This is a genomic window from Spirosoma koreense, assembly GCF_054777875.1.
In genome coordinates, this window is sequence record NZ_BAAHAC010000027.1 from 429,697 (window position 1) to 456,402 (window position 26,706).

Genomic DNA, 26,706 nt, shown 5'->3' on the forward strand with positions numbered 1-26,706 from the left:
CTTTTACGGCGTTGTTTCAGGATACACCACCGCCATGCTCTTCACGAAATATTTATCCGTTCTTATTGCCAGTACGATTAAGTTTATTGGCGGTCCGCTTTCGGGTGCTGCACTAGGGCTAACCTGGCTGGAAACGGCCATCTGTACAACCATGGGCATGATGCTAAGCGTACTTATTATTTCGTATATCGGAACAGCAATTCAGGCACTGCTTCAGCAGTACTGGCCCCGGACGCCTAAACGCTTCACAAGACGAACCCGTCTGGCAATACGCATTTGGCAACGGTTTGGTTTGGCAGGCATCGCTTTGCTCACGCCCGTGATTCTGACGCCTATCGGAGGAACCGTACTGGCTATTTCGTTCGGTGTAAAACGAGGACCGCTTCTGCTTTACATGCTCATCAGCGGAGTTTCCTGGGCTATGATACAAACGCTGGCGATCTACCAGATTCCGGGGCTGAAAGGCATATTCGCGTAGTACAGCCGTGTTTTACCGGCTCACGGTCTGTCCAGCAGACGAGACCGGCTTCTTATGATAGTCACCCTGAGCAAAGTACTTTTCGATCAGGCAGTACAGCAGAATGAAAAAATAGCGGCTTCCCATCTCTTTGATCTTCAGTTTCGATTCACCGTATTTCCGATTGGTCCAGCTATTGGGCACCACAGCGTAACTGTATCCCCGAACAATTGCTTTCAGTGGTAATTCAACGGTCAAATTGAAGTGAGGTGACAAAAAGGGCTTAATTCCTTCGATGGTTTCCCGTTTATAGAGCTTGAAGGCATTGGTCGTATCGTTGTATTTAATGCCCATCACCACGCGTACAATGAAATTGGCGACGCGATTGATGAATTTTTTAAGCGCTGGATAATCGATCACTTTTCCGTCTTTTCCCCATCTGGACCCGAAAACGGCATCGACGTCGGTTTCGAGCATCTTCATATAAAACTTCACCAGATCTTCAGGATCATCGGATAAGTCGGCCATGAATACGGCCACACAATCGCCCGTGAACCGCTCCAGCCCGTAGCGGACAGCGTAGCCGAACCCATTCGGGCCAAGGTTGGTGTAACAAACCAGCGTCGGTATTTCGGTAGCCGCCAACTGCTCCAGCACCCGCAGCGTGTTGTCTTTGGAGTTATCGTTCGTTACGCATATTTCGTGTGGAATACTATGTTTGGCCAGTGTCTGATACAAAGACCGGAGCGTGGGTGGCAGTGACTCCTCTTCATTATAGGCCGGAATAACTACGCTTAATTTCATAGACGATACTCTTGTTAGTCCATTTTTCAGACGGTGATTTATCTAATAAAAGGTACTTCCAATTTAATACATTTTCTCAGCGATGCGGTAGAAGCCGGAGCGTGCTATACAATTTCGCGACTGGTCCCGGCACGATGTAATCCCGAATGATATCTTTTGTTTTTTCCCAGCCTGGCTTTCCTAAGTAAAGATATTTGAGGGCCAATCGCACTCGCCGGAAATAACTGCCCTCATACTGTTTAGCATCGAGCATCATCCGATAATACCGGGCAATGTTCCGACGCAGTAAGGCATCGTACTGATAGTCCAGCTCACGATTGATGTCGCTGTACATTCGGATACGATTTCGTAAAAACGTTTCGTCTTTCTCATTATCATGAAAGCTGGCACCCGCCCGGTTTTTCCGATACACCGACATTACATCTGGAATATAGCCAATTTTTCCGAGCTTCGCTTTCAGGATCAGCCGCGGAATATCGCCACTCGACGATTCCCGGAACCAGGCAGGATACTCTTTGATGTTATTTCTGTATAACGTACTCGACGTAGCCATGAACCAGATTTCGCTTTCACCGATCAGATCATCGACGGTGTAGAAAGGTTTCATATCGGGGCCGTTCAGCAGGTGCGAAGGAGCGCCATCTTCGTATGTAATAAGCGCATTGCTGAATACTGTCGAATAATCGGGATGGGTATCTAAAAAATCACTCTGCTTCTGGAGCTTCAGCGGGTCTGTCCAGTAGTCATCGCCATCCATCAATGCATAATACTCGCCCTTAGCCAGTTTGAGGGTTTCCAGAAAATTGATTCCCCCGTTTTTACCCATGTTGCGCGGATGCAACACGCCAATTACCAGGCCAGGATGCTTTTGTTCATACTCCTGAATGATCTCCCGCGTACCATCACTCGAAAAGTCATCGCCAACTAAAATCTCGATCGGGAAGGTCGTCTGCTGCATGAGCGCACTATCGATCGCCTTACGAATGAATTTATGCTGGTTGTACGTAATAATCAGAACACTGACTTTGATCATACCCGAAAAATAAACCCGGTCTGAACGCAACGTGCGGGGCGTGAAGACCGGGTCTCTTGGTTAGCGACACAAAGATAAGACCAGACGCCTGTTCTGGTGAATTTGTGGGTAATTTTCTGACTAAACGGCAGCGGCAGACGACGCATTTTTGGCAGACTGAATCTGGGTTTTCCAGCCTTGCGGTTCATCTTTTTCGGCTGGCGTCCCCCAGGGATCATAAAACGGCAGAATAGCGACCCAGCGCCCGGCCGGATCGTCCCAACTGAAGCGATCTGCAAAACTCGACGGACTTACCCAGTGCGGCAGATCGTAACGGAACAAAATCATGTCGCCGATATCCTGAAAACCTTCTGTTTCGACGATATGGTCATTGATCACATAGCCCGTACCGCCTGAGTTGTAATCTTTACCATACTGGTTGAGGGCCAGAATCGTTCCTACTTTCTGCGGATTGAGCGGGTGCCAGTGGCGTCCGAAAAAGCTCCCTCCCAAAGGATAATGGGTCACCTGCGGATGAAAATAAGGCTGGCCTTTCCGAATCCCGTATTCTTCCTGATTACCCGTCAGGTTATTCCAGAACCGACGCATTGGATCGAAGACATTCAGCAACGACTGGCGGGTTGGCTCATCGAGGTCGAGGATGGCGTCGAAGGTATGATCGTGAAATAACTGAGGGGCTTTCTGAATTTTGGCGATATGCAGCCGCTGCTTGTGCTGGTTGTTGTCGAAGGTATCGGGGCCTTCGGCCAGTGGCGTTTTGTCGGCCCAGGCGCGGGTTGTATCGATAATGTTCCGAAGCGTACTCTCCGGAATACCCGTTTTAATGATCACGATATTGGGTTCGTTCACCAACCGCATCACTTCTTCGTATGGAATTTCGGGAACGATCTGACCGTCTTTGAGTTCGGCCTCAACTTTTATCAGGTATTTTGCTACTTCTTTCATCGTGTTTCGCGTACTGATTTAGTACAAAATAGGCGGCTGTCTATGTAAAATCCAAATTCCGACAACCTGATTTTAGTCAGCAAACGGCTGGGTAGCATACCCAAATCCGGAAGCTCCAAAACCATTTCCGTTATAAAACATGACCCACTGATTCTGGTAAGGAAAAATGTGGCAGTAATCCATCATCAGTGAATCCCAGCCATCTGCTGATCGCTCGATGCCCGCCAGCTCATCCTTACGCACCCAGTTGATTCCATCGACCGATTCGGCATACCCGATCCGATAACTACGTTGTACGTCCGTTCGGTAATTCGTCGCGTTGCGATACGAAAAATACATTTTGTACAAATTCCCGTCTTTATAAACCGTCGGCCGCCCGATGGCATCCGTAAATTCGTCATAACCGACACAAACGTGGCCGGTCCGTTCCCAGTTAATCCCATCGGTCGATTCGGCGTATTTAACGTCATAGAAAGGCTCCGGATGACCATTGATTACTTCTATTTTCGTGCAGGACAGATACCACATCCGCCAGCATATTGAGCCATCGGGTTGTTCTTCACGGATCACACAGGGCTGAGCTACCCATACCTGATCATAAATCGACCGGTCGAGCAACGGTCCCGTATATTTCCGTTCGAAAGTCAGGCCACCGTCGCGGCTGATGGCCAGACCGATACCCAGGCGATAACTGGCGGTTTCGCTCTTGTTCCAACCTGTATAATAAAGCCAGATCTCGTCGCCTACGGGCAAAAACCACGATGGCATCGTACCCGCTTCGTCGAACATACCGACGGCGCCTTTACTCAGGCAGGCCTTGTCGTGTACGTATATTACTTCGGATAAATTTTTGGGATTTAGCTCGACGAAAGAAACCGCCGATGAAATACTCTCATCACGAGTAGAGAAATACACCCGAAGCTTATCTTCCAGCGGATACCCAAAGGGCACCTGCGCATGCGTACGGCTGAACGACTGTGAGCCATCGGGTTTATAAATGAGTCCTTTTTTTGTCCACATACGGTTTAAGGTAATTAGCTAGTTCAGGCGGTCAGTCCGCACGAATACACGGTTCTTTTCGAACTCACCAACCAGGCGATAATTGGCATCGACAAAGGCTTTCAGCTCCGGAAACGTCTCATACCCATAGGTAGCACGGTCGTAAAGCCAGCTCGAACTTGGTCCGACAGCATCGATAAAGACCGGCGGGCGGGATGCCTGAATATTCCGGATATAACGAGCCCGGTGTACCGGCTGATTAGACCCCATCACGCAACGAATTGTGTGGTTGTCACAAACACCCTGCGGCATTTGAGTCTGCACATTGTATTGCGGAGCCCAGCCCCATACCACCAGATCTTCGCCCGCCTGAGCAAACTTCCGAACGGCCAGTGCGGTTGGCGATAAATGAAAATGGCGAAAGGCGAAGGGGGCTTTCCGATACGCACTATAGTCATCGGTTTTCTCCTTTCGGGAAGAAATGAACGTGTTTATTCCAACAGAGACCACAACAAGCATTACCCAGAGTACGGTATGAAGCGGTGCCCGAAAATGATTAATCAGCCAGGCATTCAGCAGACAGACGGGAAACATCAGGTAAAGCAGATAATGCGTAAACTCATTACCGGGCTTAATGACAGCGTACCCGCTGGCGATTAACAATGCAAGTATAAAAACCAGAAGACTGGAGCCCTTTTCTAACCGTGATCGCCAAACGATCCAGCTGATTATCAGACCAAATGTAGGAATCAAAAAGACCAGAAAATCGTGGGTACGTCCGACAAAAGTGGGGAAGCGCCCCAGGAAATGCCAGAAGCTGGCTTCGGCTCCATAGGCAAAATTTCCGACGATGTAGAATTGAATTAAGTCAGAGAATACGCCGAAGCCCAGAGTGAACAAAACAACACCGAGGGGAAAAACAAGCCCACCAACCGCCAGGCTTATTAACGCCCGCCAGAATGTAGCTTTTGCCAGCCGCGAATACTGCCTGATTAGCCCGATCAAAGCGGCAACAACCAGCACCAGCACCGTCGGTGTACCCTGCAACTTGGCAAATGGCACCAGACTACTCAGAAAACTCAACCAGAATAGGCCACTGGGCGAATCGAAAGCCGACCGACGCCAGAGCCGGGAATATTGCCAGATGGCCAAGCCGGTAAGCGCCAAGGAAAGTTGCTCGTTGGTCGCGTGCAGGAAATTAAAATCCGTGGTAAACGCCAGAAAAGCGATGGCGGGTAAAAGAGCCAGCCGGGCAACGCGCGCGTTGAAAAAATTTTCTAGTGTGAAATAGCCACTGACGACACTCACTAACAGACAGAAAAAGGCTGTCCAGCGAAGCACTACGTAGTTCAGTGGCACGCCAAAATACCCTGGTATGGCCACGTAGTAGGAACTAAGTGGCCCCATCGTGGCTCCATCGACGTATTTCCAGTAAACAGGATGATGCCGGAGGGTAAGCGCCTGCGAAAGCAATTGACTTTCGTCAGGATTTAACTCCCAGTTTATGAAAAGAATAGGCAGGCGATTGAAACAAAGCAGCCCGACCAGTAAAAACGCTAGTCCGACTTGCTGTCGGTGCGACGTCCGATGCAGAAAATCTTCTCTGATGCATAAACCTCCTACAATCAGAAAAGCGAGCCATCCTCCTACTTCCCAGAAAAGGGAAGATTGTAAAAAATTCATGGCAGATCTATCAATAATACTTCTGATCCATACGTCGAAAAATAACAGGGGAGCAGGAGTGCGTAATGCCTGATGGCGGCCGGGCTGGTCCTGTAATGCCATCGGCAAACGGCCTGACCACGCGTCCGGGAGTCTGGTCAGGCCGTTTGCCGAAGAGCATAGCTTATTTTTGAAGCAGTAGCCGGGCGGCCATGCTGTCGTGAATCTGCGTCATTGTTTCTTTCAGGTCGAACGTCCAATTCCAGCCAGGATAATGCTGCTTGAATTTCGTCAGATCGGAAATGTACCAGATATGATCACCGCTGCGGTTAGTTTCCGAATACTGGTAGTTCATTTTGTTGCCCGAGATTTCCTCGCAGAGGGCAATCGCTTCGAGCATCGAGCAGTTGGCGTAGCGGCCCCCACCCGCATTGTATACCTCACCGGCCCGAGGATTCTGATAGAAATGCCAGAACATATTGACCAGGTCCCAACTATGGATATTATCCCGAACCTGCTTGCCTTTGTACCCGAAAATAGTGTATTGATTTCCTGTGATGGCACACTTCATCAAATAAGATAAGAACCCGTGCAGTTGCGCACCCGAATGATTCGGCCCTGTCAGGCACCCCCCCCGGAAGACGCCGGTTTTCATGCCAAAATAACGACCATATTCCTGCACCATGATATCGGCAGCCACTTTCGACGCGCCAAAAACCGAGTGTTTGGTATGGTCGAGGCTCATTTTCTCGTCGATACCATTCTTGAAATACTCGTGATTCTGGTCGATTTCCCAGCGGGTTTCCGTCTCGACGAGTGGCAGAAAGTTCGGATTGTCGCCGTACACTTTGTTCGTCGAGGTAAAAATAAACACGGCTTCGGGCGCATGAAGCCGTGTCATTTCAAGCATGTTGAGCGTACCGACGGCGTTCACGCCAAAGTCGGTAAATGGCTCACGAGCGGCCCAGTCATGGCTTGGTTGAGCCGCTGTATGCAACACCAGCTTGATATCGGTGCCATACTCCTGAAAAATTGGTTCCAGCTGACTTACTTCACGAATGTCAGCCGGGCGGTGTTCGTAATTGGTGTACGTTTCTGACAGCCGATTGCGGTTCCATTCTGTAGAGCCATCGGCTCCAAAGAAATATTGCCGCATATTGTTATCTATACCCACAACGAGGTCGAACTTGTCGGAGAAAAAGGCAACTGCCTCGCTGCCGATTAATCCAGCCGAGCCTGTAATTAATGCAATCTTCATGGCGTTATATGGACTGAGAGGGCGTAACCTACAAAAAAAATACTCTTTTGTTAGAAAGGTTAGCCGGACAAAGTAACGCAAAAAATTACATTTCCGTTGCTTTTCACCCATACCCTCCAGTAAATATGGGTTGCTTATTATCAAGCGGTTTGGCAAAATAAAAGCGATAAATCCAGGCCTGGGCCTGGATTTATCGCTTTTAGACTCACTAGCAAGTAATTTTATAAGCTTTGTGTGGTGTTACCCGGCGCATACAGTTTTTTCCGGATCTGTTCGGCTTTCGCATCCAGTTGAGGATTGGGGGTATACTTGTATTTAGTCTGTACAGCCACCGAATCTTTACCCGCTCCATATACTTCAGGATCACCGGCCCGATAGTTGGGGTTATAGTCATCAGCCCGATAATCGGCCTGCCGGATTGTGTTGTATTTCTGGTAATCGCAGGACGCCAGCGATACGACCGCTACAGCCAACAAACCAATAGTTAATACGCGTTTCATAGCCACTTGATTACGAATTGATTCCGCAAAAATAAGCAAAGAGTCGTTAGGCAACAGTCATTGATCGCCAGTTTTTTTGTTGTTTATACCGAGTATAAGCTGCTGATGTATCACTGGTTCAGTTTTTTGATTTCCTCCCCAACAAAACTCATCAGTTCCTGGATGTGTTCGCTCGAAAAATCGAAAGGCACGTTAGCAGCCGCATAGATGTCACGCAGGGGCGCTTTATATCCCAAACTCAACGCTTTTTTATAACCAGCCAGACCCGCTTCCGGATCACGCCGGTAGTTACGCCATACGCCAATTGCCCCGAGCTGAGCGATTCCGTACTCAATGTAATAAAATGGCACCTCGTACAAATGCAGTTGCCGCTGCCAGATGTATTCCTGATAAAAAGCAAATCCATTCCAGTTAGTGACAGAGTCGGTAAACTGTGTGTAAATCCGGAGCCAGTTTTCGCGTCGGTCAGCATCCGTGTGTTGTGGATTTTCGTAAATCCAGTGCTGAAACTTATCGATTGTAGCTACCCAGGGTAGGGTTTCAATAATCGACTCCAGATGCTGCAGCTTCGCCCGGCGCAGGTCGGCAGGATTGTCGAAGAATACATCCCAGTGGTCCATTGATAGAAGCTCCATGCTCATGGAAGCCAGCTCCGCTACTTCCATCGGTGGATTCCGGAAGGCTTTCAGCGGCAAATCGCGGGTCAGGAACGAATGCACGGCATGTCCACCCTCGTGTACCATCGTGACCAGATCGCGCAAACTGGAGGTCGCGTTCATAAAAATAAACGGCACTCCGATTTCTTCGAGCGGGTAATTGTAGCCACCAGGTGCCTTGCCCTTCCGCGACTCCAGATCGAGGTGCCCCATGGCCCGCATAATCCGCAGATCGTCGCCCAGTTCCCGATCGAGTCGGTCGAAGCAGGTAATGGCTTTTTCCAGCAGTTCGCTACCGGTCGCGAACGGTTTCAGGGGCGGCCGTCCTTCGACGTCTACTTTCGCATCCCAGGGCCGCAATGGCTCTACGTTCAATTTTTTTTTCCGCTCTTTAGCCAGTTCATTCAGCAGCGGCACCACCGACTGCGCCACCGACTGATGAAAATCGAAACAATCCTGAGGAGTATAGTCAAAACGCCCCAGAGCGGCAAATGAGTAATCCCGGAAGTTAGCAAAGCCTGCATTCGTCGCTATTTGATGGCGTAATGTATGTAATCGGTCGAAGAGTTGATCGAGGGCATTATGATCCTGATAGCGCCGTTCCCAGATTTTCCGCCAGGCCTCTTCCCGCACCGCCCGGTCGGTAGACTGAAGCCGGTCGCTGGCTTCGGGCAGGGTCATTTCACGCCCGTCGATCGTCACGGTCATGGCTCCTACTATAGCTCCGTATTTACGTTCTTCGGTCTGCAACTCAGTTTGCAGGGGAATATTCGCTTCCTGAAAAATATCGATGGCTTTTTTCATGCCACGCACCATTACGTCGTAGCCCTCGTCGGTAAGCTGGCTTAAGTAAGGGCTATTCACGGCTTTGAGGTCAAGGTCATTCCCCAGTGCCGTCATAAAGGGCTGAATATCAGCAATAAAAAAATTCAGCTGATTGACCAGTTCTTCATTGGCCGTATCGCAGGTCATCCGGATATACCGCCAGGCAAAATTTTCGGAGAGATACGATTCCAGCTGGCTCCGGTCGAGCAGCCACTGTTTTAGTTCATCCACACTGTCGATAGGACGCTGCTGCAGTTCTTGGTAAAGAGGTTTAACATCGTCCCAGCTCTGTAAAGTAATGTCTTCTCCAATAAATGATCGGGCTGGCCGAGTAGGTAAATGGAGTGTTTCGTTTGACGTCATACCGTAAAATATTGGTTAAGCGGAGTTCAGTCCGCCAACTCATTGGCTAAATTCTGGCTGGCAAGTAAGCGGCTTTTCAGCACCCTTACAATAAGTACTTCCAAAACTTTTTTGTTTATGCACTTGCATCTACGAAAATCTTCGTATATGTTTGCTACGAAAGCATTCGTAGATAGATCATGAAGCCAACAGACGCCGAATTGGAAATTCTTCACGTACTCTGGGCCGCTGGTCCCAGCACCGTACGGCAGGTACACGAGAAGCTAAGCCTAAGTCGGGATATCGGCTATACAACCGCTCTAAAATTAATGCAGATTATGCACGAAAAAGGATTGCTTTCCCGCGAGGAAGACGGCCGTTCGCATACCTATACGGCGCTGGTGAGCGAAGAAGATACCCAACGGAACCTGGTCGATCGCTTTGTCGAAACAGCCTTTCGCGGATCAGCCTCGAAACTAGTTATGCAGGTTTTAGGCCAGCACAAAGCCTCCCGTCAGGAGCTGGATGAGATTAAAGCCCTGTTGAACAACCTGAACCGGGATACAACGGAGTAGACTACTATTTGACGTAGTCAGCAGATTTTTTGTCAACTAAAATATTCCTATAACTCATGAATACGCTCCGTTTTCTAACAAATCCGGTCGCTGAGGCTCTGGGCTGGACGCTGCTTCATACGATATGGCAGGGCTTTGCGGTAGTAGTGCCCGTAGCGGTCCTATTGCATATTCTACAGCATCGCTCGAGTGTGTTACGATATCGGGTCGGAGTGCTGGCACTGTTGGTTCAGCTATTGGCGTCGACGGCAACGTTTATCTGGTATTATGAGCCAACCGTCAAGGCTTTGCCCCTATCGGCCGTGCTCAAATCGGCAGAGGTCATGCCGATCCGCTGGCAGACGTTTGCGCAGACGTTGCCCTGGCATCAGCAGGTGCAGTACTTTCTGGAGGCCCATCTAAGCCAGTTTGTATTGACTTACCTAATTGGCGTAGCCCTTTTCGGGTTGCGGTTGGTCGGTGGCTGGGTTTATTTACAGCGGTTGCGCCAAACGGCTCTTCGGCCTACCACCGTAGCCTGGACTCATCTGACCGATAAACTCCGGTCATCGTTACACATCCGGGCTGTGGTTGAGGTTCGGGAGTCGGCCCGAATTGCGGTGCCAATGGTAGTCGGCGTGCTCAAACCCATGCTGCTTTTACCCATCAGCCTGGCTACCCACCTGACTATCCGTGAAATTGAGGCTGTGCTGGCGCATGAGTTAGCCCATGTGAAACGCCAGGACTACGCTGTCAACCTGCTCCAGTCGGTTGTCGAAGTGCTTTATTTTTTCCATCCGGCCTTATGGTGGCTGTCAGCGCGGGTGCGTGAAGAACGTGAACACTGCTGCGACGATCTGGCCGTTCAGGTATGCGGGGGCGATGGGTATATTCTGGCGCAGGCTCTTGCGCGTGTGGAAGAATTACGACTGGTACAAAATGGCCCGACGCCTGTGCTGGCAATGGCTTTTGCGTCGAAACGGCAGCATCTGCTACACCGTGTCCGGCGAATGTTGGGGGTTCCTACACAGCCTTTTGTTTCGAACGGTAGCCTGGCGGGATTGACCCTGGCAACCATTTTACTGATGAGCGCATCGGTCTACGCCATGCAGGAGGAGAAACCGAAGCCGCCCGCTTCCCAACCTCATCCTTCGCACACTTCACGGCGACATAGAACTGGAAACGGAACTGAGTTCACCATTACAGACAGTAAAAAGGTGGATCACATTATTTGGAAGGGGCAGAAATTACCAGCCCGACGCGTGGCTCACTTACAACAGTTACTCGATCAGGTTATGGCGGGGAAGGTATCTCTGGACACCGTACCAAAGTCGGACCGGGATATTTTGCTGACCATTATCGAGACAAATTCTTCATTCGAAGCAAGCATGAAAGGGCTGGCCGAAGGACTGACGCACATCGATTACAGCAATATTGTTGCGTCGGCGCTTCAGAATGTTCCGCTCAGCCCCGATGGTACCGTAGAAGGCTTAACCAAAGTGGATTACAGTGGCATCATCCACGATGCGATGGCCTCGTTATCGACCGTACTTCCGCTAACCGACTCGCTCGGCCAGTTGCGTACGTATCATCAGCGGCAAATCGACAGCTTAAGTCAACTGATGGCCCAGCAGTCGAAGCAGGCTGAAGCGTTGCGATTGCAGATGGAAAAGCTCCGGTTTCCCATCGAAGAAGTCAATCGGAACAGCGATGTACTGCAATGGCGCAAAAATAAGCTTTTACAGCAACGTGAAGCCCTTATTGAAAACCATCAGCGGCTATTGGCTAATGAAGGAAAACAGAAATTGAGCCAGGCGGAAATCGAGAAACAGTTGGCCGCTCTGGAGCCCGAAATCAAAAAGCTCGAGGGAAGTATGGAGGACTTGAACCGGCAATTTGAACAGATCAATGCCCGGCAGGATGAGCTGAAGCAGCCTATGCAGAAGTTGGGACGGGAGTCTGAACAGCTCGATGCCCAGTTGGAGAAGCTATCCGAAGAGATGGAAAAGCATGGTGCCGAACTGGAACTCACCGTACCTGACTTATCGAACCTGGACGTAGACGTCAATGTAAATACAGATGTTCGTCGCCCCAGACGCCCGGCTAAGTCGCCGGTTGCTCCTAAAGCTGTGACGCCGGCAATAGCGCCCATGGTACCAGACGTGACCGCACCGGTTCCAGCACGCCCCTCGCCACGAGTAAACGTTGAGATACCCGCTGCGCCACCAGCGCCCAGTGCTGCCCCCAAACCAGCTTTGGCACCATTTTCTGAACAACCCGATATTCCGAATAAGCCTGCCAGGAAGGCAAAACGGTCTAACTAGTTAACTAACCAACAAGAGCTGCCTTCCGGAAGGCAGCTCTTGTTGGTTACTGCTATTCGATCTCGATCACAACGTCAGTTCCGACGGGGTGAGCTACGCAGGTCAGTACGTACCCGGCTTTCAGCTCCGACTCCGACAGGCCATCTTCTTCATCAAGCTTCACCTTACCAGATAAACAGCGCCCCATACAGGCCGTACACATACCGGCCTGGCAGGAATACGGCAAGTCGATATCCAGATCCAGTGCGGCTTCCAGAATGGTCTGATGCGGAGCTACGGCAAATTTATATTCGCTGCCTTCATACAGAATCGTCACCTCGGGCGAGCCACTGTTACCGGCTGTAAGGGGTTCTTCCACTACGTCACCAGCGGCCACGGGCGCATGGGCGAAACTCTCTTTATGAACTCGCTCACTCGATACGCCTACCAAAGTCAAGGCCGAGCGTGCTTCGGCCATCATGCCATCGGGGCCACAGAGGTAAACGCTGGCGTTCTGCCGTTCGGCAGCGGGCAATTGTTCGAGTAAACGAGTCAGTGTGTGCTGATTCAGACGACCTTCGGCACCGGTCCAGCCAAAACTGGGCTGGCTTAGTACATGGGTTACCTGAAAACGCGATCGGCCGTAGGCCTGCTCCATAGCATCGAGATGCGCTTTGTAAATAATCGATTGCTGGTTCCGGTTGCCGTAAATAAGCCAGATACGGCTGTTGGGTTCTACATGCAGTACGGATTTAGCCATCGAGAACAAAGGAGTAATCCCACTCCCCGCCCCAATTAAAATAACCGTCCGTCGATTTTGTGGATCAAGTTTGGGCGTAAACGTACCCATGGGCTCCAGCGTTTCCAGGATATCGCCGGACTTGATTTGGTCGCAGAGGTAATTCGAAGCCTGACCACCCGGAACCCGCTTTACCGAAACGGACAGCGACACGTCCACGTGGGGCGAGGAAGCCATTGAGTAAGACCGGCGTAATTTTTCTCCATTGACTGTTAACAGAAAAGTCAGAAACTGACCGGGCTGATAGCGAATCTCCTCGTTGATAGGATGCCAGAAACTGATCGTCACGGCGTCAGGCGTTTCCTGAACGACGTCTTTTACTTTTAAAAAATATCGATTGGCCATTATTGTCAGGTTGTCAAGAGAACCGGTTAACGATTTCTCCGCACATTCCGTTGATTGATTCATTTAACCGTCATGCAAAGGTACGGTGAACGACCGGAACTACGCATGGTCATGAAACTGGACTAAGCGTCCGGCCGGTGCCTTGAGGATCGTGCCCATGATCAATGCGGCTTGTTGCACAGCCTCCTGCAACTGTTTGCTGAAATAATGAGCAATGGAACCGACGAAATGAACTTCCCACTGAGCCGCTTCCGGAAAACGCTTCACATAGGTGGTCAGGAACAACGTAAAGGCATCGACTACGAGCTGATGTACGTATGGATGCGTGCTACGTTCGCTTAAAAAGGGAGTAAAGGCAGCAAAGTAGCGGTTCGGAAACGGCTTCCGGTAGGCATTGTCGAGCAGGGTAGGTCGGTCGAGCGCGTACTTTTCCTGAAAAGCGTCCTGTAAATCGGCGGGTAGCCGTTCCTGGAAAAAATCGCGGACCAGTGTCTTTCCCAGATACCCACCACCGCCTTCGTCGCCCAGCCAAAAGCCCAGCGATTGTATTCCACGCGTAATCTGCTTTCCATCGTAACAGCAGGCATTCGATCCTGTACCCAGAATGCAGACGATACCTGGTTGATGGCCCGCGGCTGCCCTGGCCGCGCCCAGCATGTCGCTATTGACGTCGACGACGCGCAGATTTGGCAATACAGTGCCTAATGCGTCAGCAACCAGATGATTTACCGATGGGCCCGTGCAGCCGGTTCCATAGAAGAACGCATCGGTAATGGAATCGGCTGGTAGATGTGGCAGTAGCTGCGTCTGCAACGTAACGACCATCTGATCGACGGTTTGATAATACGGGTTGAATCCGTCCGTTTGTATAACGAGACTACGGCCATTGGCAACCAGTCGCCAGTCTGTTTTCGTTGAGCCGCTATCGGCAATGAGAAGCATGGAATCGAAAGAGTCGGGGCGCTGCCCGAATGTAAAGATGAATCGTTAAATCAACTGACCAATAAGCGGGAACCGGTCAAAGACCTGATTCGTATGGGGTGCATCCGCCAGTTCATCGGTCAGATCCTGGCCCGCCCAGTGTTCGTAATGCTTACCGTTGCGCCAGAGTCGGGAAGCGGTCAGGTCATAAATGAGGCCGTCGTAGGCACACCAGATTTCCTCCCGATCCTGCCCATTGCGTAAGGCCAGTTGCGAGCGGGTATACACCTTAACAGAACCGGAGCTGGCCGACATGATACTACTGAATTAAAAAAATGAATTTGACAAGGCTATTTTGCGAGTGAGCACAAAATTAGCGTAACTTTAGCCACTTCTGTTTATATGCAACAATTTACCATGAGAAAGACTTCCGTCACTACGTTGCTCTCGGCAATCGTCCTGGTCGGTTTATTCGCGGGGTGCAAAAAAACCTCAACACCACCCGTCTCGGAACTCATTGCCAAAGTCTGGACAGCGAGTAAAGTGGAAGAGAACAACGTAACTGTTTACACACGGGGTGCAACCAGCCAGATTCGTGATTATTCGAATTTTAAACTCGACCTCAGCAAATCACCATCCGTTAGCTACACTGAATACGAAAAAACCACATTCGTCGGCCAATATACCGTCCCTTCAGATAACAAACTGGTACTTAGCAATCTGAATCCACCCCCATCTGGATCTAACCCCGTCGGTACAGTTGAATTCACGATTAACTCAATCGATGACAATAATTTAAAAATTACGGGCACTTCGAACAACCTGAAAACGGGTGGTACCATCAACGTCTATACTCTGACAAGTCCGTAGGGTTTCATAAACTAATTACCTGAAGAAGCCGTTCCGTAAGCTAACCGGAGCGGCTTTTTTTAATGAGTACTACTAACGGATGGGCAAAGCCAGTCTGTTTCTCCGTCGCCATCCAGCAGTATTCAGCGCTTCTTATTCATTTGCAGTATGACTGACTTAAACAAACTGGGCGAAACGGGCCTGATCGACCGAATTCGTCAGGCTACCCCGGCTCCTACACATGCTGAAACGATCCGGGGGATTGGCGATGACGCAGCAGTGTTCGACTGGGGCGAAGACTACGGCCTGCTGGCTACCGACCTGCTCGTAGAAGGCATCCATTTCGACCTGACCTACGTTCCACTGAAACACCTCGGATATAAGGCCGTTACATTCGGCGTATCGGATATTGCGGCCATGAATGGCTTACCCGTTCAGGTGACCGTCGGTGTCGGATTGAGCAGCCGGTTTCCGGCAGAAGCCGTAGACGAACTTTACGAAGGCATCCGAGCGGCCTGTGAAGCGTATAAGGTCGATCTGGTGGGCGGAGATACAACGGCTTCGCGCTCCGGCCTGATCCTTTCCGTGTCGGTTCTGGGTAAAGTACCGAAAGATTTGATTACGTACCGCAACACAGCCCAAGCTAATGATGTCGTCTGCGTTACGGGCGATTTGGGCGCGGCCTACCTCGGCCTGCAACTGCTGGAGCGCGAAAAACAGGTATTTCTGGCCGATCCGAACATGCAGCCCAACCTGTCGGAAGAGCGCGCTTACCTGGTCCAGCGACAGTTAAGACCCGATGCCCGCACCGACATTGTTCATGAGCTGCGTGATCTGGGCATTCGGCCAACTGCCATGATCGATCTCTCCGATGGGCTCGCGTCGGGCTTATTGCATGTGTGTCATCAATCGGGTAAGGGAGCGGTTATTTTTGACGAAAATCTGCCCATCGACGATCAGACACATTTAGCCGCCGACGAGTTCAGGATCAGTCCCATAACGGCCGCACTCAATGGTGGTGAGGATTATGAACTACTGTTCACCGTTCGGCCGCAGGCATTTGAGAAGTTATCTACCAATGCCCGCATTACTGCGATCGGCTATCTGACCGACCATCCGGAGCAGATCGTACTCGCCACCAAAGCCGGGCAGCAAACGCCTATCCGGGCGCAGGGCTGGGGCATGAACTAAGCAGACTACTTCTGTATTTCGTACTGGTAAAGCCACTCCGAGATGGTCGCCATGGTATTGGATGCAACTGCATCGTCGAGGATATCCCTAGACAGAAGAACTAGTACATACTGGCGACCGTCGGGCAGGAAAACAATCCCGGAATCATGACGGACACCCTTGATGGCGCCGGTTTTATGAGCTACCCGGACTGACTTTGGTAGTTTGGCCGGAATAGCGCTATTGAATTTCTGGTCCATGAGCGTCGTAATCATTTTCTTTGACGCTTCAGGATTTACGGCTTTTCCCGTCGCGATCTTATCGAAAATCACCATAAGATCGTAGGCGGTGGTGGTATTGTTCAGCCCCTGCGCAAACGCTTTGCTGTCTTCTACCCCCCGCCGAACCTGAATGTCGCTGGCCCCCAGCTCACGCATGGTTTGAGTAACGTTTCGTGCATCGACCCGCTCGATGACCAGATTCGTAGCCAGGTTGCTGCTCCAGATAATCATATCGTACACGAGCGACGCCAGGGTGCGTTTGGTACCTGCCTGCTTATAAATGGTGGTGTCGCTGTCTTCGGTAGGGTGTAACTGATAAGGGCTCCCATCGACTATGCTCTTAAATTCGGTCTTGATCGGAATCGAATCGGAGAGCGATAGTTTGTGAAGAGCCACCTGCTTATACACCTCAATCATGACCGGTGTTTTCATAGTGCTGGCTGCATGGAATTCTTCGTGCTCCCGAATCAGCAATTCCCTGCCGGTCGCCAGATCTTTGAAAGCAACGGCGAAAACACCCGGCTGCTGGCTTAGCTCATGGTTGATTTTCTGCTTGACCTGATCCAGACTTAGTCTGGCTTGTCCGGACGTCAGGGAGACTGCCATCAGGACGTACCCAACCGATAGGGCAGCGCCCATCATCTTGCTTTTCAGCATCGTATTTTTTTAGTTTGTGAATCGATGGTTATCGTATCCTGTACCTAACGTACCCGGAGCAGTTTGGAGTAACAAGGTAGCACATCATTGCAGTTCGGCTTCAGCAGCAGTGTATCCCGACGGAACTCCAGCCCCTGCCGAACGCTTACACTAGCTCCGTTTGTCTGAATAACCAGATTGATGAACAGACTATCGGGGTATGTTTTATCGATGCGATAATATTTGTACGGGGCATAATACGTCATTTCTGTACCAACATACGCCAGCTTCCCATCGGCATCGAAGGTAAGGGTTTGGGAAGGAAGACTACTGTACTTTTTTACGGAAATATACGACGTGTCGCGCCGGACATAAATCGAATCGGATTTGACCAGCGAAGTATCCTGAACGATGGCTAGTGAATCCCGCTTGATGCGGATGGTAAAAGAAGAATCTTTAGGAAAGCGACGTTCATAGAGTCGCCACGTACCCGTAATGCGCGGCTCAGCGGTGCCCGGCGAAAAATCGGTAGTCGTTTTACAGGCCAGCAGCAGACTGGTCAGCATAAACGTCAGCAATCGGAGAAGTACTAGTTTTTTCACAAGCTAATCGGCAGTTCGTAAAAGTAACGAACAGATCGCTAAAGCCATTGCCTCCGGCTTTTTAAGCGCATGAAAGTTCTTTTCGGCAGGACGAACAGGCTTACTTCATTTCTGTAAGCCTGTTCGTCCTGCCGAAAAAATTAACTAGACAAACTCGGCCCCCCGCTCCTTGGCATCGGCCACAAAATTTTTCACCTTCTGTTCTTCCTCTTTCCGGCAAATCATCAGCACGTTGTCATACTCAGCCACGATGTACCCATCCAGTCCGTTGACCACAACTAGCCGGTCTTTGGGGGTTTTAATGATGCAGTTCTTCGTGTCGTAGAGCATAATATGACCGTCGATCACATTAAAGTCTTCGTTCTTGTCCGATACTTCATAAAGCGATTTCCACGTTCCCAGATCCGACCAGCCAAAATCGCTTAATACGACGTACACATTTTTGGCTTTCTCCATCACCCCGTTGTCGATCGAAATGCTTTTCGTGAGCGAATAGGCTTTGGCGATAAAAGCGGTTTCCTGATCGGTATAATACACCCCGTTGCCTTCCGCAAAAATTTCAGCGATTTCGGGCAGATGGGCCTCGAAGGCTTTGATGATAGCCTGTACGTTCCAGACGAAAATACCGGCGTTCCAGACAAACTCACCACTTTCCAGAAACTGCTGCGCCAGTTCCAGGTGCGGTTTTTCGGTAAATGTCTTTACTTTCTTGACGTCGTCGCCTGATTCAGGAATGTACTGAATGTAGCCGTAACCCGTGTCGGGGCGGCTCGGTTTGATACCCAGTGTTACCAGAATATCCTGATTTTGGGTTGCTTCCAATCCGGTGCTGATCGTACGCTTGAATTCTTCCTCCTTCAGAATAATATGATCGGCCGGGGCTACTACGATATTGGCTTGCGGATCCCGTTGCGCGATTTTATAGCAGGCATAGGCGATACAGGGTGCAGTATTTCGGGCAATCGGTTCGCAAAGTACCTGATCATCCGACAATTGCGGAAGCTGCTGCTGGCACAGGTCCTTATAAAGCGAGCTGGTGACGATAAAAATATTTTCGGGTGGACAGATGCCGTCGAAGCGATCGGCAGTTTGCTGAAGCAGCGTTCGGCCCATGCCGAGAACATCGTGGAATTGCTTGGGATAACTTGTGCGGCTGAATGGCCAGAACCGGGTTCCGACACCACCTGCCATAATAATGACATACGTATGATTCATCGATAATTGGGTAATTTGCGACAAAGTTATCTCTATCTAACCGAATAACGCGGGATGGGGTTTAATTTACAATAGAACAATCTTGGTAACAAGTTTGGCGCCGAAAATTAACCCCCATCCCGCATTATTCCAACTACCCTAAAAATCGCCACCTACTGCCCGCAGGAGCGACACGGCATATTGCACTTCCTGACTACGCAGCTGAACCAACTGCTGTTCCGTCGTCAGAATCGTTCGTTGTGCATCCAGCACTTCCAGGTAAGTGGCCAGCCCCCTTACGTAGAGTTCACGGTTGTACTGCTCCGTCCGGCGGGCCTGCGTGAGTGTCTGCTCCTGCAGGGCAATCTGTTCACGCAGCAAGGTCAGATTATCTAAAGCGGTCTCGGCATCGCGCTGAGCCAGCTGAATTGCCTGCTGATAGACTTGCTGATTAGTTTGGATCTGTTGCTTCGAGAGGGCAATGTTCTGACGGGCCCGATGGCCTTCGTACAGCGGCACCGACGCGTTGACACCCACGATGTAGGTTGCCGCGCTGGGTGTAACCCAGGTACCAATTCTACCGGACAAAATCCCCCCGGACCCAATCAACGTAACCCGCGGCAGTGTACTGGCCTGCTGAAGTGTTACCTGTGCCGTTGCAATCTGATTTTGCCGCACATATTGTAATAAATCTGGGCGACGGGCCAGTTGCTCCACCGGCACATTTGCATATGGGTACGTCGGTACAGCGGTTGGTAACCCTCCGACCGGCACCGAGAACTGGGCCGGGTCCTGTGCGCAAAGCTGAGCCAACCCATTGACCAGTTCAACGCGCGCCCGCTGCAATCCTTTCAGGGTAACTTGTAAGCCGGCATAATCGGTTTCAGCCCGTTGCACGTCGATCTGGTTGATCAAACCAACCCGAAACCGTTCGCGCAGAATAGACAAAGTTGTATCGCGCGACTGGATATTCCGGCGGAAGACGGCCTGTTCGGCATCGTTGCCGCGGATCAGCAGGTAGGTGCGGGCAATATCCGACGCCAGCGTCAGTCGAAATGACTGGTAATCGGCTTCACTGGCCTGCGCCTGTAAATCGGCCACGGCAATACTACTGCGGATGCGCTTGAACAAATCCAGTTCATAGCTGGCATCGATCGGCAACAGCTGAAAGGTATTCAGTTGAAAACGCGGCAGCAGATCCGACTGATTGGCAACGGAAAGCGGCCGGCGTTCTGACAGGCTCTGCGTGGTGATCAGGGCAGAACTGCGTAGAGATGGTGACAGGAATGACTGGGCTACTTTTATCCGGATCCGGGCTTCTTCCAGCCGACTCAGGGCCGAACGCAGGTTCGGGCTGTTATCCAGCCCCAGTTGAATCAGGGATTCGAGCGTCGGATCGCCAAACCGCCGAAAGCCGCTGATGGTCAACGCCGGCACCGATCCATTTGAGTTGGGTATGGCGGTCGAGCCAGAAGATACTCCCGCCACTGGCGCCGAAGTGGTTTGTGGCTGTACCGTACCTGTTGCTCCGGCGGATGCAGCCCCCGGCTGTACCGTTGCGGCTCCGCCCGGTACATTCAAGGGTGTGGTCGAAACCTGGGCATTCGCCTGAATAGCGATTATACCAACCAGGCAAATACTTTTTACATACTGATTCATCGTAGAGCTACTGATTTTTCGGCTACTGCTTTCCGAAACCGAACTTTCTGGCCGTCGCGTAGGCGATCGTTTGGATTAGTCACGACGAGTTCCTGGCCCGTTAGACCACTGGAGGCTTCGAGTGTCGTGCCATAATCACGCCCCAGAGTAATGGGCACAAACCGTACCCGCTGATCGGCCTCGACCACCACGACCCGCGGGCCTTCCGGGGTTATCTGCAGGGCATTGGCAGGAATCAGGACCGGTGCATTGGCAGCAATCATGCTGAAGCTGACCTGGCTGTATAAACCGGACGGGATTTCCTGTTTTGGATTCGGAATGGCCACTTCGGTTAATAACGTTCGGGATTCGCTCCGCAAGGTACCCGAGGTACGGACGACTTTTCCCGTAAAGGTCCGATTTTTTAGCTCCGGAACCACCACCGTTGCGGGTAATCCAACTTTAATATACCGAAAATAAGTCTGGGGTACGTCGACAAAGACACGCAGCATACCCAATTCGGAGATCGTGAAGAGCGGCTGACCCGCGCCCGGCGATACCAGCGTACCGTTTTCGGCCGTCCGGCTGGTAATTACTCCATCGAACGGTGCCCGAATTTGCTGTAGTTCTTTCAGCGCCTGTAACCGCCCCAGATTAGCCTGCGCCACCGTCACCGCCGACTGGCGCGTGTCGACATCCTGTTTGGCTACCGCGCCGGGTAACTGAACACTCTGCAATCGATCGAGGTTGGTTTGCGCCAGTTGCTGATCGGCTTTGGCGCGGGCAATGTCCTGATCCAGTTCGGGCGCATCGATCGTCGCCAGCAGCTGCCCTTGTTTTACATGAGCACCGATATCGACGTACCACCGGCGCAGAAAGCCCTGCGTACGGGCATAGAGTGGCGTTTGCCGATACGGTTGAATCTGGCCGGGCAGCATCAGCCCTGTTGTGTCTGACGAATGTTTGAGGGGAACCGCATTCACGATGGGCTCCCGGTTCTTTTCTTCGATGGCCGCAGCCCGCAATTCCTGCGTATTTTTCAGGCGGGGTAATACGCCGAAGAACACAAACAGCGCAATCAGTATCAGCAGCGGAATTATGACTCGAAACGCTTTCATATAGCTAGTTTGTAGATACTTCGTTCAAAGGTTCGATCCGAACCACAGCGTCTTTATTCAGTGGTCCATATAAGTGCGGAAACCGGTCGTTGTTAGTGGCCGCTTCATACCTTAATTCATGCTTGAGCTTATCCGCATCGACATGCAACAGCAGCAGATTGGATACATTCTGGTAATAGCGGTTCAGCGTACCCGGCACCTGCGCCTGCGTCGACAGATGGATAAAGCCTTCGCTTTGCAGACTGGCCGCTTCGTAATCGGGCTGATTTTCCTGGCTGGCCCAGTCAGCAGCCTGGACAATGTGATAAATCAGGTTCATTCGAAAACAACTTCGGGTTCATCCTGCACTTTCTTCTCCTTAGTCCGGGCTAAGTAACTGAACACGACCGGCACAAACAGCAGCGTCGTTACCGTCGCCAGTAATAACCCACCGATAACCGCCCGGCCCAGAGGGGCATTCTGCTCGCCCCCTTCGCCCAGGCCCAGCGACATCGGCAACATGCCAATAATCATGGCAATAGCCGTCATCAGAATAGGCCGCAGTCGCGTCCGGCCTGCTTCGAGCGCGGCTTCGTAGGCATTGTTACCAACTTCGGGCAAGTGATCTTTGGCGAAGCTGACCAGCAGAATACTGTTCGCCGTAGCAACGCCCACGCTCATGATAGCGCCCATCAGCGACGGAATGCTGAAGGTTGTGCCCGTCAGAAAAAGCATCCAGACCATACCCGACAGCGCCCCCGGCAAAGCGGTAATGATAATGAATGGATAGCGAAACGACTGAAAGTTGACGACCATCAGCAGGTAAACCAGCAGAGCCGCAAAAACGATGCCCAGGCCAAGTCGATTAAAGGCGCTTTCCATGCTCTCGACCTGTCCGCGAATCGTAATCAAGTTGCCGGGCTTCAGTTGGGTTTTATATTCAACCGCGAGTTTGTTCAGTTCCTTCGCGACCGAACCGAGGTCCGTTTTCTCTACCGATGCATACACGTCGTAGCTCGGCTGGGTATTCACGCGGTTGATAATGACCGGAGCGGTCGTCCGTTTGACGGTCGTTACGTTGCTCAGTAATTGCGGGGTCGCCTGCTGGCCCGGCACAATCGGGGTTCGGAGCAGTTTATCGAAGCTATCCAGTTTATAAGGGGGAGTCTGCACCGCAATCAGGTACGGAAAACCGGTGTTCGGATCAGGCCAGAAGTTCGGGCGGGTTTGGCCTGTACCACTGAGCGAGATGTTCATATTCGTAGCGACCCGCTGTTCGGTCAGGCCAAACTGACCGGCCCGCTCACGGTCGATATCCAGGAATAGCTCAGGCGCATCCAGTACCTGATGCAGGTGTACGTCGACGGCACCCGGTATCTGCGCGATTTTTTCCCGCAGTTCGCGAGCAACCTTCAGGTTATTGGCCCGGTCGAAGCCCGACACCTGCACGTCGATGGCCGACGTCAGACCGAAGTTCAGAATCTGACTAACAATATCGGCAGGCAGGAAAAAATACGTTACCTCGGGCATCTGCTCCCGCAACCGAGCCCGCAGTTCACGTACGTAGTCGTCGGTTGGGTGCGACCGCTCTTCGTTCAGCGAGATCAGCAATTCAGCATCCGACGGCCCAGCGGCTGAGTTATCCGTGAAAATAAAATTATAGCGTTCCGATGTCAGACCGATGTTGCTGATGATCGAGCCAACCTCCTCGTCCGGAATAACTGCCCGAACAATCTCCGCTGTTTTGGCGGCCACCTGTTCAGTCGCTTCCAGGCGGGTGCCCGCCGGTGCCCGTAAGTGCAGCTTGATCTGGCCGGCATCTACCTTCGGGAAAAAGTCGCGGCCGACAAAGGGCGTCAGTACAGCCGTGAACGCGATCACCGCCACAAATACGGCCAGCACTGTTCGACGATGACCTAACACCCATTCCAGCGCGCCCATGTAACGTTCCTGGAAGCGCTCAAATCCGCTGTTAAAGCCCTGATACAGTCGCCCGAAAAACGACCGGCGCTTAACAACTCCATGCCCATCGCCCGCTACCCCGTGCGACTCCCCGCGTAACATCAGGTCGGCCAGCGCCGGCACCAACGTCCGGGACAACACATACGAGGCCAGCATGGCAAACACCACAGCTTCGGCCAGCGGGCCAAACAGAAACCGGGCCGGGCCTTCCAGAAAGAGCACCGAGGTAAATACGATACAGATTGTCAGGGTCGATACCAGCGTGGGGGTGGCAATCTGCTGGGCACCTTCCAGAATCGCCTGCCGAAGCGGCATTCCCAATTCTTCGTTCCGGTGAATGTTCTCGATGGTTACCGTCGCATCGTCTACCAGAATCCCGATCGCTAAGGCCAGCCCGCCCAGGGTCTGAATATTCAGGGTTTCGCCCAGTAGGTACAAAATCACCAGGGATGACAGAATCGACAATGGAATCGAAATGGCGACGATAAGCGTACTACGCCAGCTTCCCAGAAACAGCAGGATCAGGGCAGCGGTCAGCAAAGCCGCAATCATACCTTCTACTACAACCCCTTTGATGGACGCCCGCACAAAAACCGACTGATCGAACAGTTCCTGAATACGCAGGTTCGACGGAGCAGCCGCCCGCACCGTCGGCAGCACCTGGTTGCGGATTTTGTCGACGATCTGGGTGGTCGAGGCATTTCCTGTTTTTACAATACTCATCAATACCCCTTTGCTACCGTCCTGCTTTACGATGTTTGTCTGCACGGCAGCGCCATCGTGAACATTAGCTACGTCGCGCATGTGGACCGTCGTACCGCCCAGCACTTTAATAGGTACGTCGTTCAGCGTAGTAATGACATCAGGCTTCGAGTTTAGCCGGACGTTGTATTCTTTGTCACCCAGCCGTAAGGAACCGCTCGGCAGAGTCAGGTTTTGCGCCGTAACTGCATTCGTCACTTCTTCGGGGGTTACATTATACGCCAATAGCTGCTCGGGTTCCAGATCGACCATAATCTGCCGGGTTTTGCCTCCGAAGGCCTGCGATAGCCGACTACCCGGCACGGTCGAGATTTGCGGTCGTACGCGCGTCTGGGCGTAGTCGGTAATTTGCGGCTCGGTCAGGCTATCGGACGACAACCCAAGTTGCAGTACCGGAACGTCGGTTGCATTGTAGCGAACAATAAGCGGAGGCTGGGTACCCGGCGGCATCCGCACCAGAATCGTCTGCGAAATAGCTGTTACCTGCGCAATAGCCTCTTCAATGCGAACGCTTGGCTGGAAATAGATTTTCAGAACCGACGTACCGTTGTAGGTCTGCGATTCGATCCGCTGAACGTCGCCCACGTTGTTGATAATAGCCGTTTCGGAGAAGTTGGTGATCATTTTCTCCATCTCGTTGGTCGATAGGCCGTTGTAGCCCCACAGCACCGACACGACCGGAATATTGATCCGCGGAAAAATATCGGTAGGCATCTGAGAGACGGCCAACCCACCCATAATCATAATTAGCAGCGCCATAACGGCGATGGTGTATTTCTTCTCTAAAGCTAGGCGGACGATCCACATGGTGAGCCTTATCAATGATTGGCCCCTACGGAGTACGTGAATACTCTGTCGGGTAGGTCAGCAAAATTACCGGCAGCCCAGCCAGCAGAACAGGTAGGTTTGGTAGATTCACTGGTAAAAAATGCAGATTCCTAAATCTGAAGCCGTAAAATTACCATTCATGCGGGTCAGGCGGCCAGCGCATACTGCTGCTCACGGTAGGCACGCGGGGTTATGCCCATCACACTTTTAAAGAATTTTGTGAAATTCGATGGGTCCTCAAAATGCAGTCGATAACCGATTTCGGCTACGGTCAGGTCTGTATTGCGAATCAGGTTCTGTGCTTCGAAAGCGGTTCGTTCGCGAATGTGCTGAAGGGCCGTTTTTCCGGTATATTTCTTTAGAATATCACTCAGGTAATGCGGATGGATGTGCAGTCGATCGGCGGCTTCGTGTACCGTCAGCAGCACGGGTGTTTGCTGAGCCGGATCAGGCAAATAGTACATCTGCAACAAACTCTGAAAGCGCTCTACCAACGACACGGGCTGCGAATAATCGATAGCCGACAAGGTCTGGCGATAAATCTGGCGGCTTTTGATCAGAAAAGCCTGTAGTAAATGAAACGTCAGGTCGAGCCGATCGGCTTTCGACCGGTTCGGCTGGTTGGATTCCCGATCGATCGACTCAAGGTGACTGTTGAGTTCTGCTACTTCAGCAGGGGTAATGTGAATAAGCGGCTGCGCCCCTTTCCGATAAAATGGGTAGTCGCGCATGGGGTCGGAAAGCACCGAGCGCTTGGTGACGAATTCCGACGAAAACATCATCACGTAACCGCGCCACTGGTCTTGCTTGTGAATGGCCCGGACGGTCCAGGGACGAAGTACGTACAAGGTACCCGGCTTTACGCAGTAAGGCACCCCATCCAGGTGAATCGTTCCGCTACCTTCGGTCACCAGGGCGGCTACATACGTACTGCTCCGGAAGGGAGGAATTATTTCTCCCGGCCCTCCAAACTGCTCAAACGGAAAGATTCCGAAGCATCGGTTTGTCGAATCGATGGATTTAACCGCCTTCAAAAAATCCGGCAGATTATCGTAGTAAGGAATCGGTTGAGTTTCCACAGCACAGTATCGCAAAAGACTATTCCTGGAAGAGCCTGCCGGGCAGGTAGTAAAACTTACCCGGGTAATAGTACTTAACGATCGGTCATCGTTAAGTACTATTGAACAAAAGCAAGACGTCAATAAACGCTCGATTGGCTTTCTAACTTATAGTCAGGCAATTTAATTGCAATTTTTTAGAAAAGCGAACACCGTTATTGACTTA

The 26,706-nt window shown here is 51.5% G+C and carries 24 protein-coding genes; 5 read left to right on the forward strand and 19 right to left on the reverse strand.

Going from position 1 to position 26,706, the window contains the following annotated elements:
• Window positions 1-34 precede the first annotated feature (34 nt).
• Complete coding sequence (locus ACYVC2_RS27395; RefSeq protein WP_461107954.1) at window positions 35-478, forward strand: hypothetical protein; 444 nt, start codon at window positions 35-37, stop codon at window positions 476-478.
• Window positions 479-490: 12 nt separating this feature from the next.
• Here the strand turns inward: ACYVC2_RS27395 and ACYVC2_RS27400 are convergent, their stop codons facing one another.
• The 8 genes from ACYVC2_RS27400 to ACYVC2_RS27435 all read right to left on the reverse strand — a co-directional run bounded on the left by ACYVC2_RS27400 (window position 491) and on the right by ACYVC2_RS27435 (window position 9,502).
• Window positions 491-1,261, reverse strand: a complete 771-nt coding sequence (locus ACYVC2_RS27400; protein WP_461107956.1) for a glycosyltransferase family 2 protein — start codon at window positions 1,259-1,261, stop codon at window positions 491-493.
• A gap of 76 nt (window positions 1,262-1,337) precedes the next feature.
• Window positions 1,338-2,294 (reverse strand): glycosyltransferase family 2 protein, encoded by a 957-nt coding sequence (locus ACYVC2_RS27405; RefSeq protein ID WP_461107958.1) that lies wholly within the window; start codon window positions 2,292-2,294, stop codon window positions 1,338-1,340.
• A gap of 120 nt (window positions 2,295-2,414) precedes the next feature.
• Window positions 2,415-3,239: a hypothetical protein gene (locus ACYVC2_RS27410; protein WP_461107960.1), complete on the reverse strand. Its 825-nt coding sequence runs from the start codon at window positions 3,237-3,239 to the stop codon at window positions 2,415-2,417.
• 72 nt (window positions 3,240-3,311) lie between these two features.
• Complete coding sequence (locus tag ACYVC2_RS27415; protein ID WP_461107962.1) at window positions 3,312-4,259, reverse strand: glycoside hydrolase family protein; 948 nt, start codon at window positions 4,257-4,259, stop codon at window positions 3,312-3,314.
• A gap of 18 nt (window positions 4,260-4,277) precedes the next feature.
• The gene (locus ACYVC2_RS27420) at window positions 4,278-5,921 is read right to left on the reverse strand and encodes a hypothetical protein (RefSeq protein ID WP_461107964.1); all 1,644 of its coding nucleotides are present in this window, start codon (window positions 5,919-5,921) and stop codon (window positions 4,278-4,280) included.
• A 163-nt stretch (window positions 5,922-6,084) separates the two neighbouring features.
• Window positions 6,085-7,158, reverse strand: a complete 1,074-nt coding sequence (locus tag ACYVC2_RS27425; RefSeq protein WP_461107966.1) for an NAD-dependent epimerase/dehydratase family protein — start codon at window positions 7,156-7,158, stop codon at window positions 6,085-6,087.
• 221 nt (window positions 7,159-7,379) lie between these two features.
• Window positions 7,380-7,658 carry a hypothetical protein gene (locus tag ACYVC2_RS27430; RefSeq protein ID WP_461107968.1) on the reverse strand — a complete coding sequence of 93 codons (279 nt, stop codon included), beginning with the start codon at window positions 7,656-7,658 and terminating at the stop codon, window positions 7,380-7,382.
• A gap of 110 nt (window positions 7,659-7,768) precedes the next feature.
• Window positions 7,769-9,502: a M3 family oligoendopeptidase gene (locus ACYVC2_RS27435; protein WP_461107970.1), complete on the reverse strand. Its 1,734-nt coding sequence runs from the start codon at window positions 9,500-9,502 to the stop codon at window positions 7,769-7,771.
• 179 nt (window positions 9,503-9,681) lie between these two features.
• On the opposite strand from ACYVC2_RS27435, the gene ACYVC2_RS27440 reads away from it, so the two are divergent.
• Together ACYVC2_RS27440 and ACYVC2_RS27445 are read left to right on the forward strand one after the other, a co-directional pair.
• Window positions 9,682-10,056: a BlaI/MecI/CopY family transcriptional regulator gene (locus ACYVC2_RS27440; protein WP_461107972.1), complete on the forward strand. Its 375-nt coding sequence runs from the start codon at window positions 9,682-9,684 to the stop codon at window positions 10,054-10,056.
• A 56-nt stretch (window positions 10,057-10,112) separates the two neighbouring features.
• A complete protein-coding gene (locus tag ACYVC2_RS27445) occupies window positions 10,113-12,359 on the forward strand; it encodes a M56 family metallopeptidase (RefSeq protein ID WP_461107974.1) in 2,247 nt (748 codons plus the stop codon).
• A 52-nt stretch (window positions 12,360-12,411) separates the two neighbouring features.
• Here the strand turns inward: ACYVC2_RS27445 and ACYVC2_RS27450 are convergent, their stop codons facing one another.
• The 3 genes from ACYVC2_RS27450 to ACYVC2_RS27460 all read right to left on the reverse strand — a co-directional run bounded on the left by ACYVC2_RS27450 (window position 12,412) and on the right by ACYVC2_RS27460 (window position 14,718).
• Complete coding sequence (locus tag ACYVC2_RS27450) at window positions 12,412-13,482, reverse strand: 2Fe-2S iron-sulfur cluster-binding protein (RefSeq protein WP_461107976.1); 1,071 nt, start codon at window positions 13,480-13,482, stop codon at window positions 12,412-12,414.
• Window positions 13,483-13,581: 99 nt separating this feature from the next.
• Window positions 13,582-14,424 carry an N-acetylglucosamine kinase gene (locus ACYVC2_RS27455; protein WP_461107978.1) on the reverse strand — a complete coding sequence of 281 codons (843 nt, stop codon included), beginning with the start codon at window positions 14,422-14,424 and terminating at the stop codon, window positions 13,582-13,584.
• A 45-nt stretch (window positions 14,425-14,469) separates the two neighbouring features.
• A complete protein-coding gene (locus ACYVC2_RS27460) occupies window positions 14,470-14,718 on the reverse strand; it encodes a cytochrome b5 domain-containing protein (protein WP_461107980.1) in 249 nt (82 codons plus the stop codon).
• 102 nt (window positions 14,719-14,820) lie between these two features.
• Here ACYVC2_RS27460 and ACYVC2_RS27465 point away from each other — a divergent pair, with 102 nt between their 5' ends.
• Complete coding sequence (locus tag ACYVC2_RS27465; protein WP_461107982.1) at window positions 14,821-15,273, forward strand: hypothetical protein; 453 nt, start codon at window positions 14,821-14,823, stop codon at window positions 15,271-15,273.
• Window positions 15,274-15,420: 147 nt separating this feature from the next.
• On the forward strand, window positions 15,421-16,443 hold the full coding sequence (gene thiL, locus ACYVC2_RS27470; RefSeq protein ID WP_461107984.1) for a thiamine-phosphate kinase: 1,023 nt from the start codon (window positions 15,421-15,423) through the stop codon (window positions 16,441-16,443).
• Window positions 16,444-16,448: 5 nt separating this feature from the next.
• Here the strand turns inward: thiL and ACYVC2_RS27475 are convergent, their stop codons facing one another.
• The 8 genes from ACYVC2_RS27475 to ACYVC2_RS27510 form a co-directional block, all read right to left on the reverse strand.
• Window positions 16,449-17,360, reverse strand: a complete 912-nt coding sequence (locus tag ACYVC2_RS27475; protein ID WP_461107986.1) for a serine hydrolase — start codon at window positions 17,358-17,360, stop codon at window positions 16,449-16,451.
• A gap of 44 nt (window positions 17,361-17,404) precedes the next feature.
• Window positions 17,405-17,941 carry a hypothetical protein gene (locus ACYVC2_RS27480; protein WP_461107988.1) on the reverse strand — a complete coding sequence of 179 codons (537 nt, stop codon included), beginning with the start codon at window positions 17,939-17,941 and terminating at the stop codon, window positions 17,405-17,407.
• A gap of 144 nt (window positions 17,942-18,085) precedes the next feature.
• Entirely contained in the window at window positions 18,086-19,156 is a 1,071-nt protein-coding gene (locus ACYVC2_RS27485; RefSeq protein ID WP_461107990.1) for a mannose-1-phosphate guanylyltransferase, read from the reverse strand.
• A gap of 138 nt (window positions 19,157-19,294) precedes the next feature.
• Window positions 19,295-20,794 (reverse strand): efflux transporter outer membrane subunit, encoded by a 1,500-nt coding sequence (locus tag ACYVC2_RS27490; protein ID WP_461107992.1) that lies wholly within the window; start codon window positions 20,792-20,794, stop codon window positions 19,295-19,297.
• Window positions 20,791-21,891, reverse strand: coding sequence for an efflux RND transporter periplasmic adaptor subunit (locus ACYVC2_RS27495; RefSeq protein WP_461107994.1), 1,101 nt, complete (start codon window positions 21,889-21,891; stop codon window positions 20,791-20,793). The genes ACYVC2_RS27490 and ACYVC2_RS27495 overlap by 4 nt, the downstream gene beginning before the upstream one ends.
• A 4-nt stretch (window positions 21,892-21,895) precedes the next feature.
• Window positions 21,896-22,210: a DUF952 domain-containing protein gene (locus ACYVC2_RS27500; protein ID WP_461107996.1), complete on the reverse strand. Its 315-nt coding sequence runs from the start codon at window positions 22,208-22,210 to the stop codon at window positions 21,896-21,898.
• Entirely contained in the window at window positions 22,207-25,401 is a 3,195-nt protein-coding gene (locus ACYVC2_RS27505) for an efflux RND transporter permease subunit (RefSeq protein WP_461107997.1), read from the reverse strand. The genes ACYVC2_RS27500 and ACYVC2_RS27505 overlap by 4 nt, the downstream gene beginning before the upstream one ends.
• 167 nt (window positions 25,402-25,568) lie before the next feature.
• A complete protein-coding gene (locus ACYVC2_RS27510) occupies window positions 25,569-26,501 on the reverse strand; it encodes a helix-turn-helix domain-containing protein (RefSeq protein WP_461107999.1) in 933 nt (310 codons plus the stop codon).
• Window positions 26,502-26,706 lie beyond the last annotated feature (205 nt).

Coding starts and splice junctions, on each gene's coding strand:
- ACYVC2_RS27395 (WP_461107954.1), top strand. CDS start 35: ATGCTCTTCACGAAATATTTATCCGTTCTTATTGCCAGTACGATTAAG.
- ACYVC2_RS27400 (WP_461107956.1), bottom strand. CDS start 1,261: ATGAAATTAAGCGTAGTTATTCCGGCCTATAATGAAGAGGAGTCACTG.
- ACYVC2_RS27405 (WP_461107958.1), bottom strand. CDS start 2,294: ATGATCAAAGTCAGTGTTCTGATTATTACGTACAACCAGCATAAATTC.
- ACYVC2_RS27410 (WP_461107960.1), bottom strand. CDS start 3,239: ATGAAAGAAGTAGCAAAATACCTGATAAAAGTTGAGGCCGAACTCAAA.
- ACYVC2_RS27415 (WP_461107962.1), bottom strand. CDS start 4,259: ATGTGGACAAAAAAAGGACTCATTTATAAACCCGATGGCTCACAGTCG.
- ACYVC2_RS27420 (WP_461107964.1), bottom strand. CDS start 5,921: ATGAATTTTTTACAATCTTCCCTTTTCTGGGAAGTAGGAGGATGGCTC.
- ACYVC2_RS27425 (WP_461107966.1), bottom strand. CDS start 7,158: ATGAAGATTGCATTAATTACAGGCTCGGCTGGATTAATCGGCAGCGAG.
- ACYVC2_RS27430 (WP_461107968.1), bottom strand. CDS start 7,658: ATGAAACGCGTATTAACTATTGGTTTGTTGGCTGTAGCGGTCGTATCG.
- ACYVC2_RS27435 (WP_461107970.1), bottom strand. CDS start 9,502: ATGACGTCAAACGAAACACTCCATTTACCTACTCGGCCAGCCCGATCA.
- ACYVC2_RS27440 (WP_461107972.1), top strand. CDS start 9,682: ATGAAGCCAACAGACGCCGAATTGGAAATTCTTCACGTACTCTGGGCC.
- ACYVC2_RS27445 (WP_461107974.1), top strand. CDS start 10,113: ATGAATACGCTCCGTTTTCTAACAAATCCGGTCGCTGAGGCTCTGGGC.
- ACYVC2_RS27450 (WP_461107976.1), bottom strand. CDS start 13,482: ATGGCCAATCGATATTTTTTAAAAGTAAAAGACGTCGTTCAGGAAACG.
- ACYVC2_RS27455 (WP_461107978.1), bottom strand. CDS start 14,424: ATGCTTCTCATTGCCGATAGCGGCTCAACGAAAACAGACTGGCGACTG.
- ACYVC2_RS27460 (WP_461107980.1), bottom strand. CDS start 14,718: ATGTCGGCCAGCTCCGGTTCTGTTAAGGTGTATACCCGCTCGCAACTG.
- ACYVC2_RS27465 (WP_461107982.1), top strand. CDS start 14,821: ATGAGAAAGACTTCCGTCACTACGTTGCTCTCGGCAATCGTCCTGGTC.
- thiL (WP_461107984.1), top strand. CDS start 15,421: ATGACTGACTTAAACAAACTGGGCGAAACGGGCCTGATCGACCGAATT.
- ACYVC2_RS27475 (WP_461107986.1), bottom strand. CDS start 17,360: ATGCTGAAAAGCAAGATGATGGGCGCTGCCCTATCGGTTGGGTACGTC.
- ACYVC2_RS27485 (WP_461107990.1), bottom strand. CDS start 19,156: ATGAATCATACGTATGTCATTATTATGGCAGGTGGTGTCGGAACCCGG.
- ACYVC2_RS27490 (WP_461107992.1), bottom strand. CDS start 20,794: ATGAATCAGTATGTAAAAAGTATTTGCCTGGTTGGTATAATCGCTATT.
- ACYVC2_RS27495 (WP_461107994.1), bottom strand. CDS start 21,891: ATGAAAGCGTTTCGAGTCATAATTCCGCTGCTGATACTGATTGCGCTG.
- ACYVC2_RS27500 (WP_461107996.1), bottom strand. CDS start 22,210: ATGAACCTGATTTATCACATTGTCCAGGCTGCTGACTGGGCCAGCCAG.
- ACYVC2_RS27505 (WP_461107997.1), bottom strand. CDS start 25,401: ATGTGGATCGTCCGCCTAGCTTTAGAGAAGAAATACACCATCGCCGTT.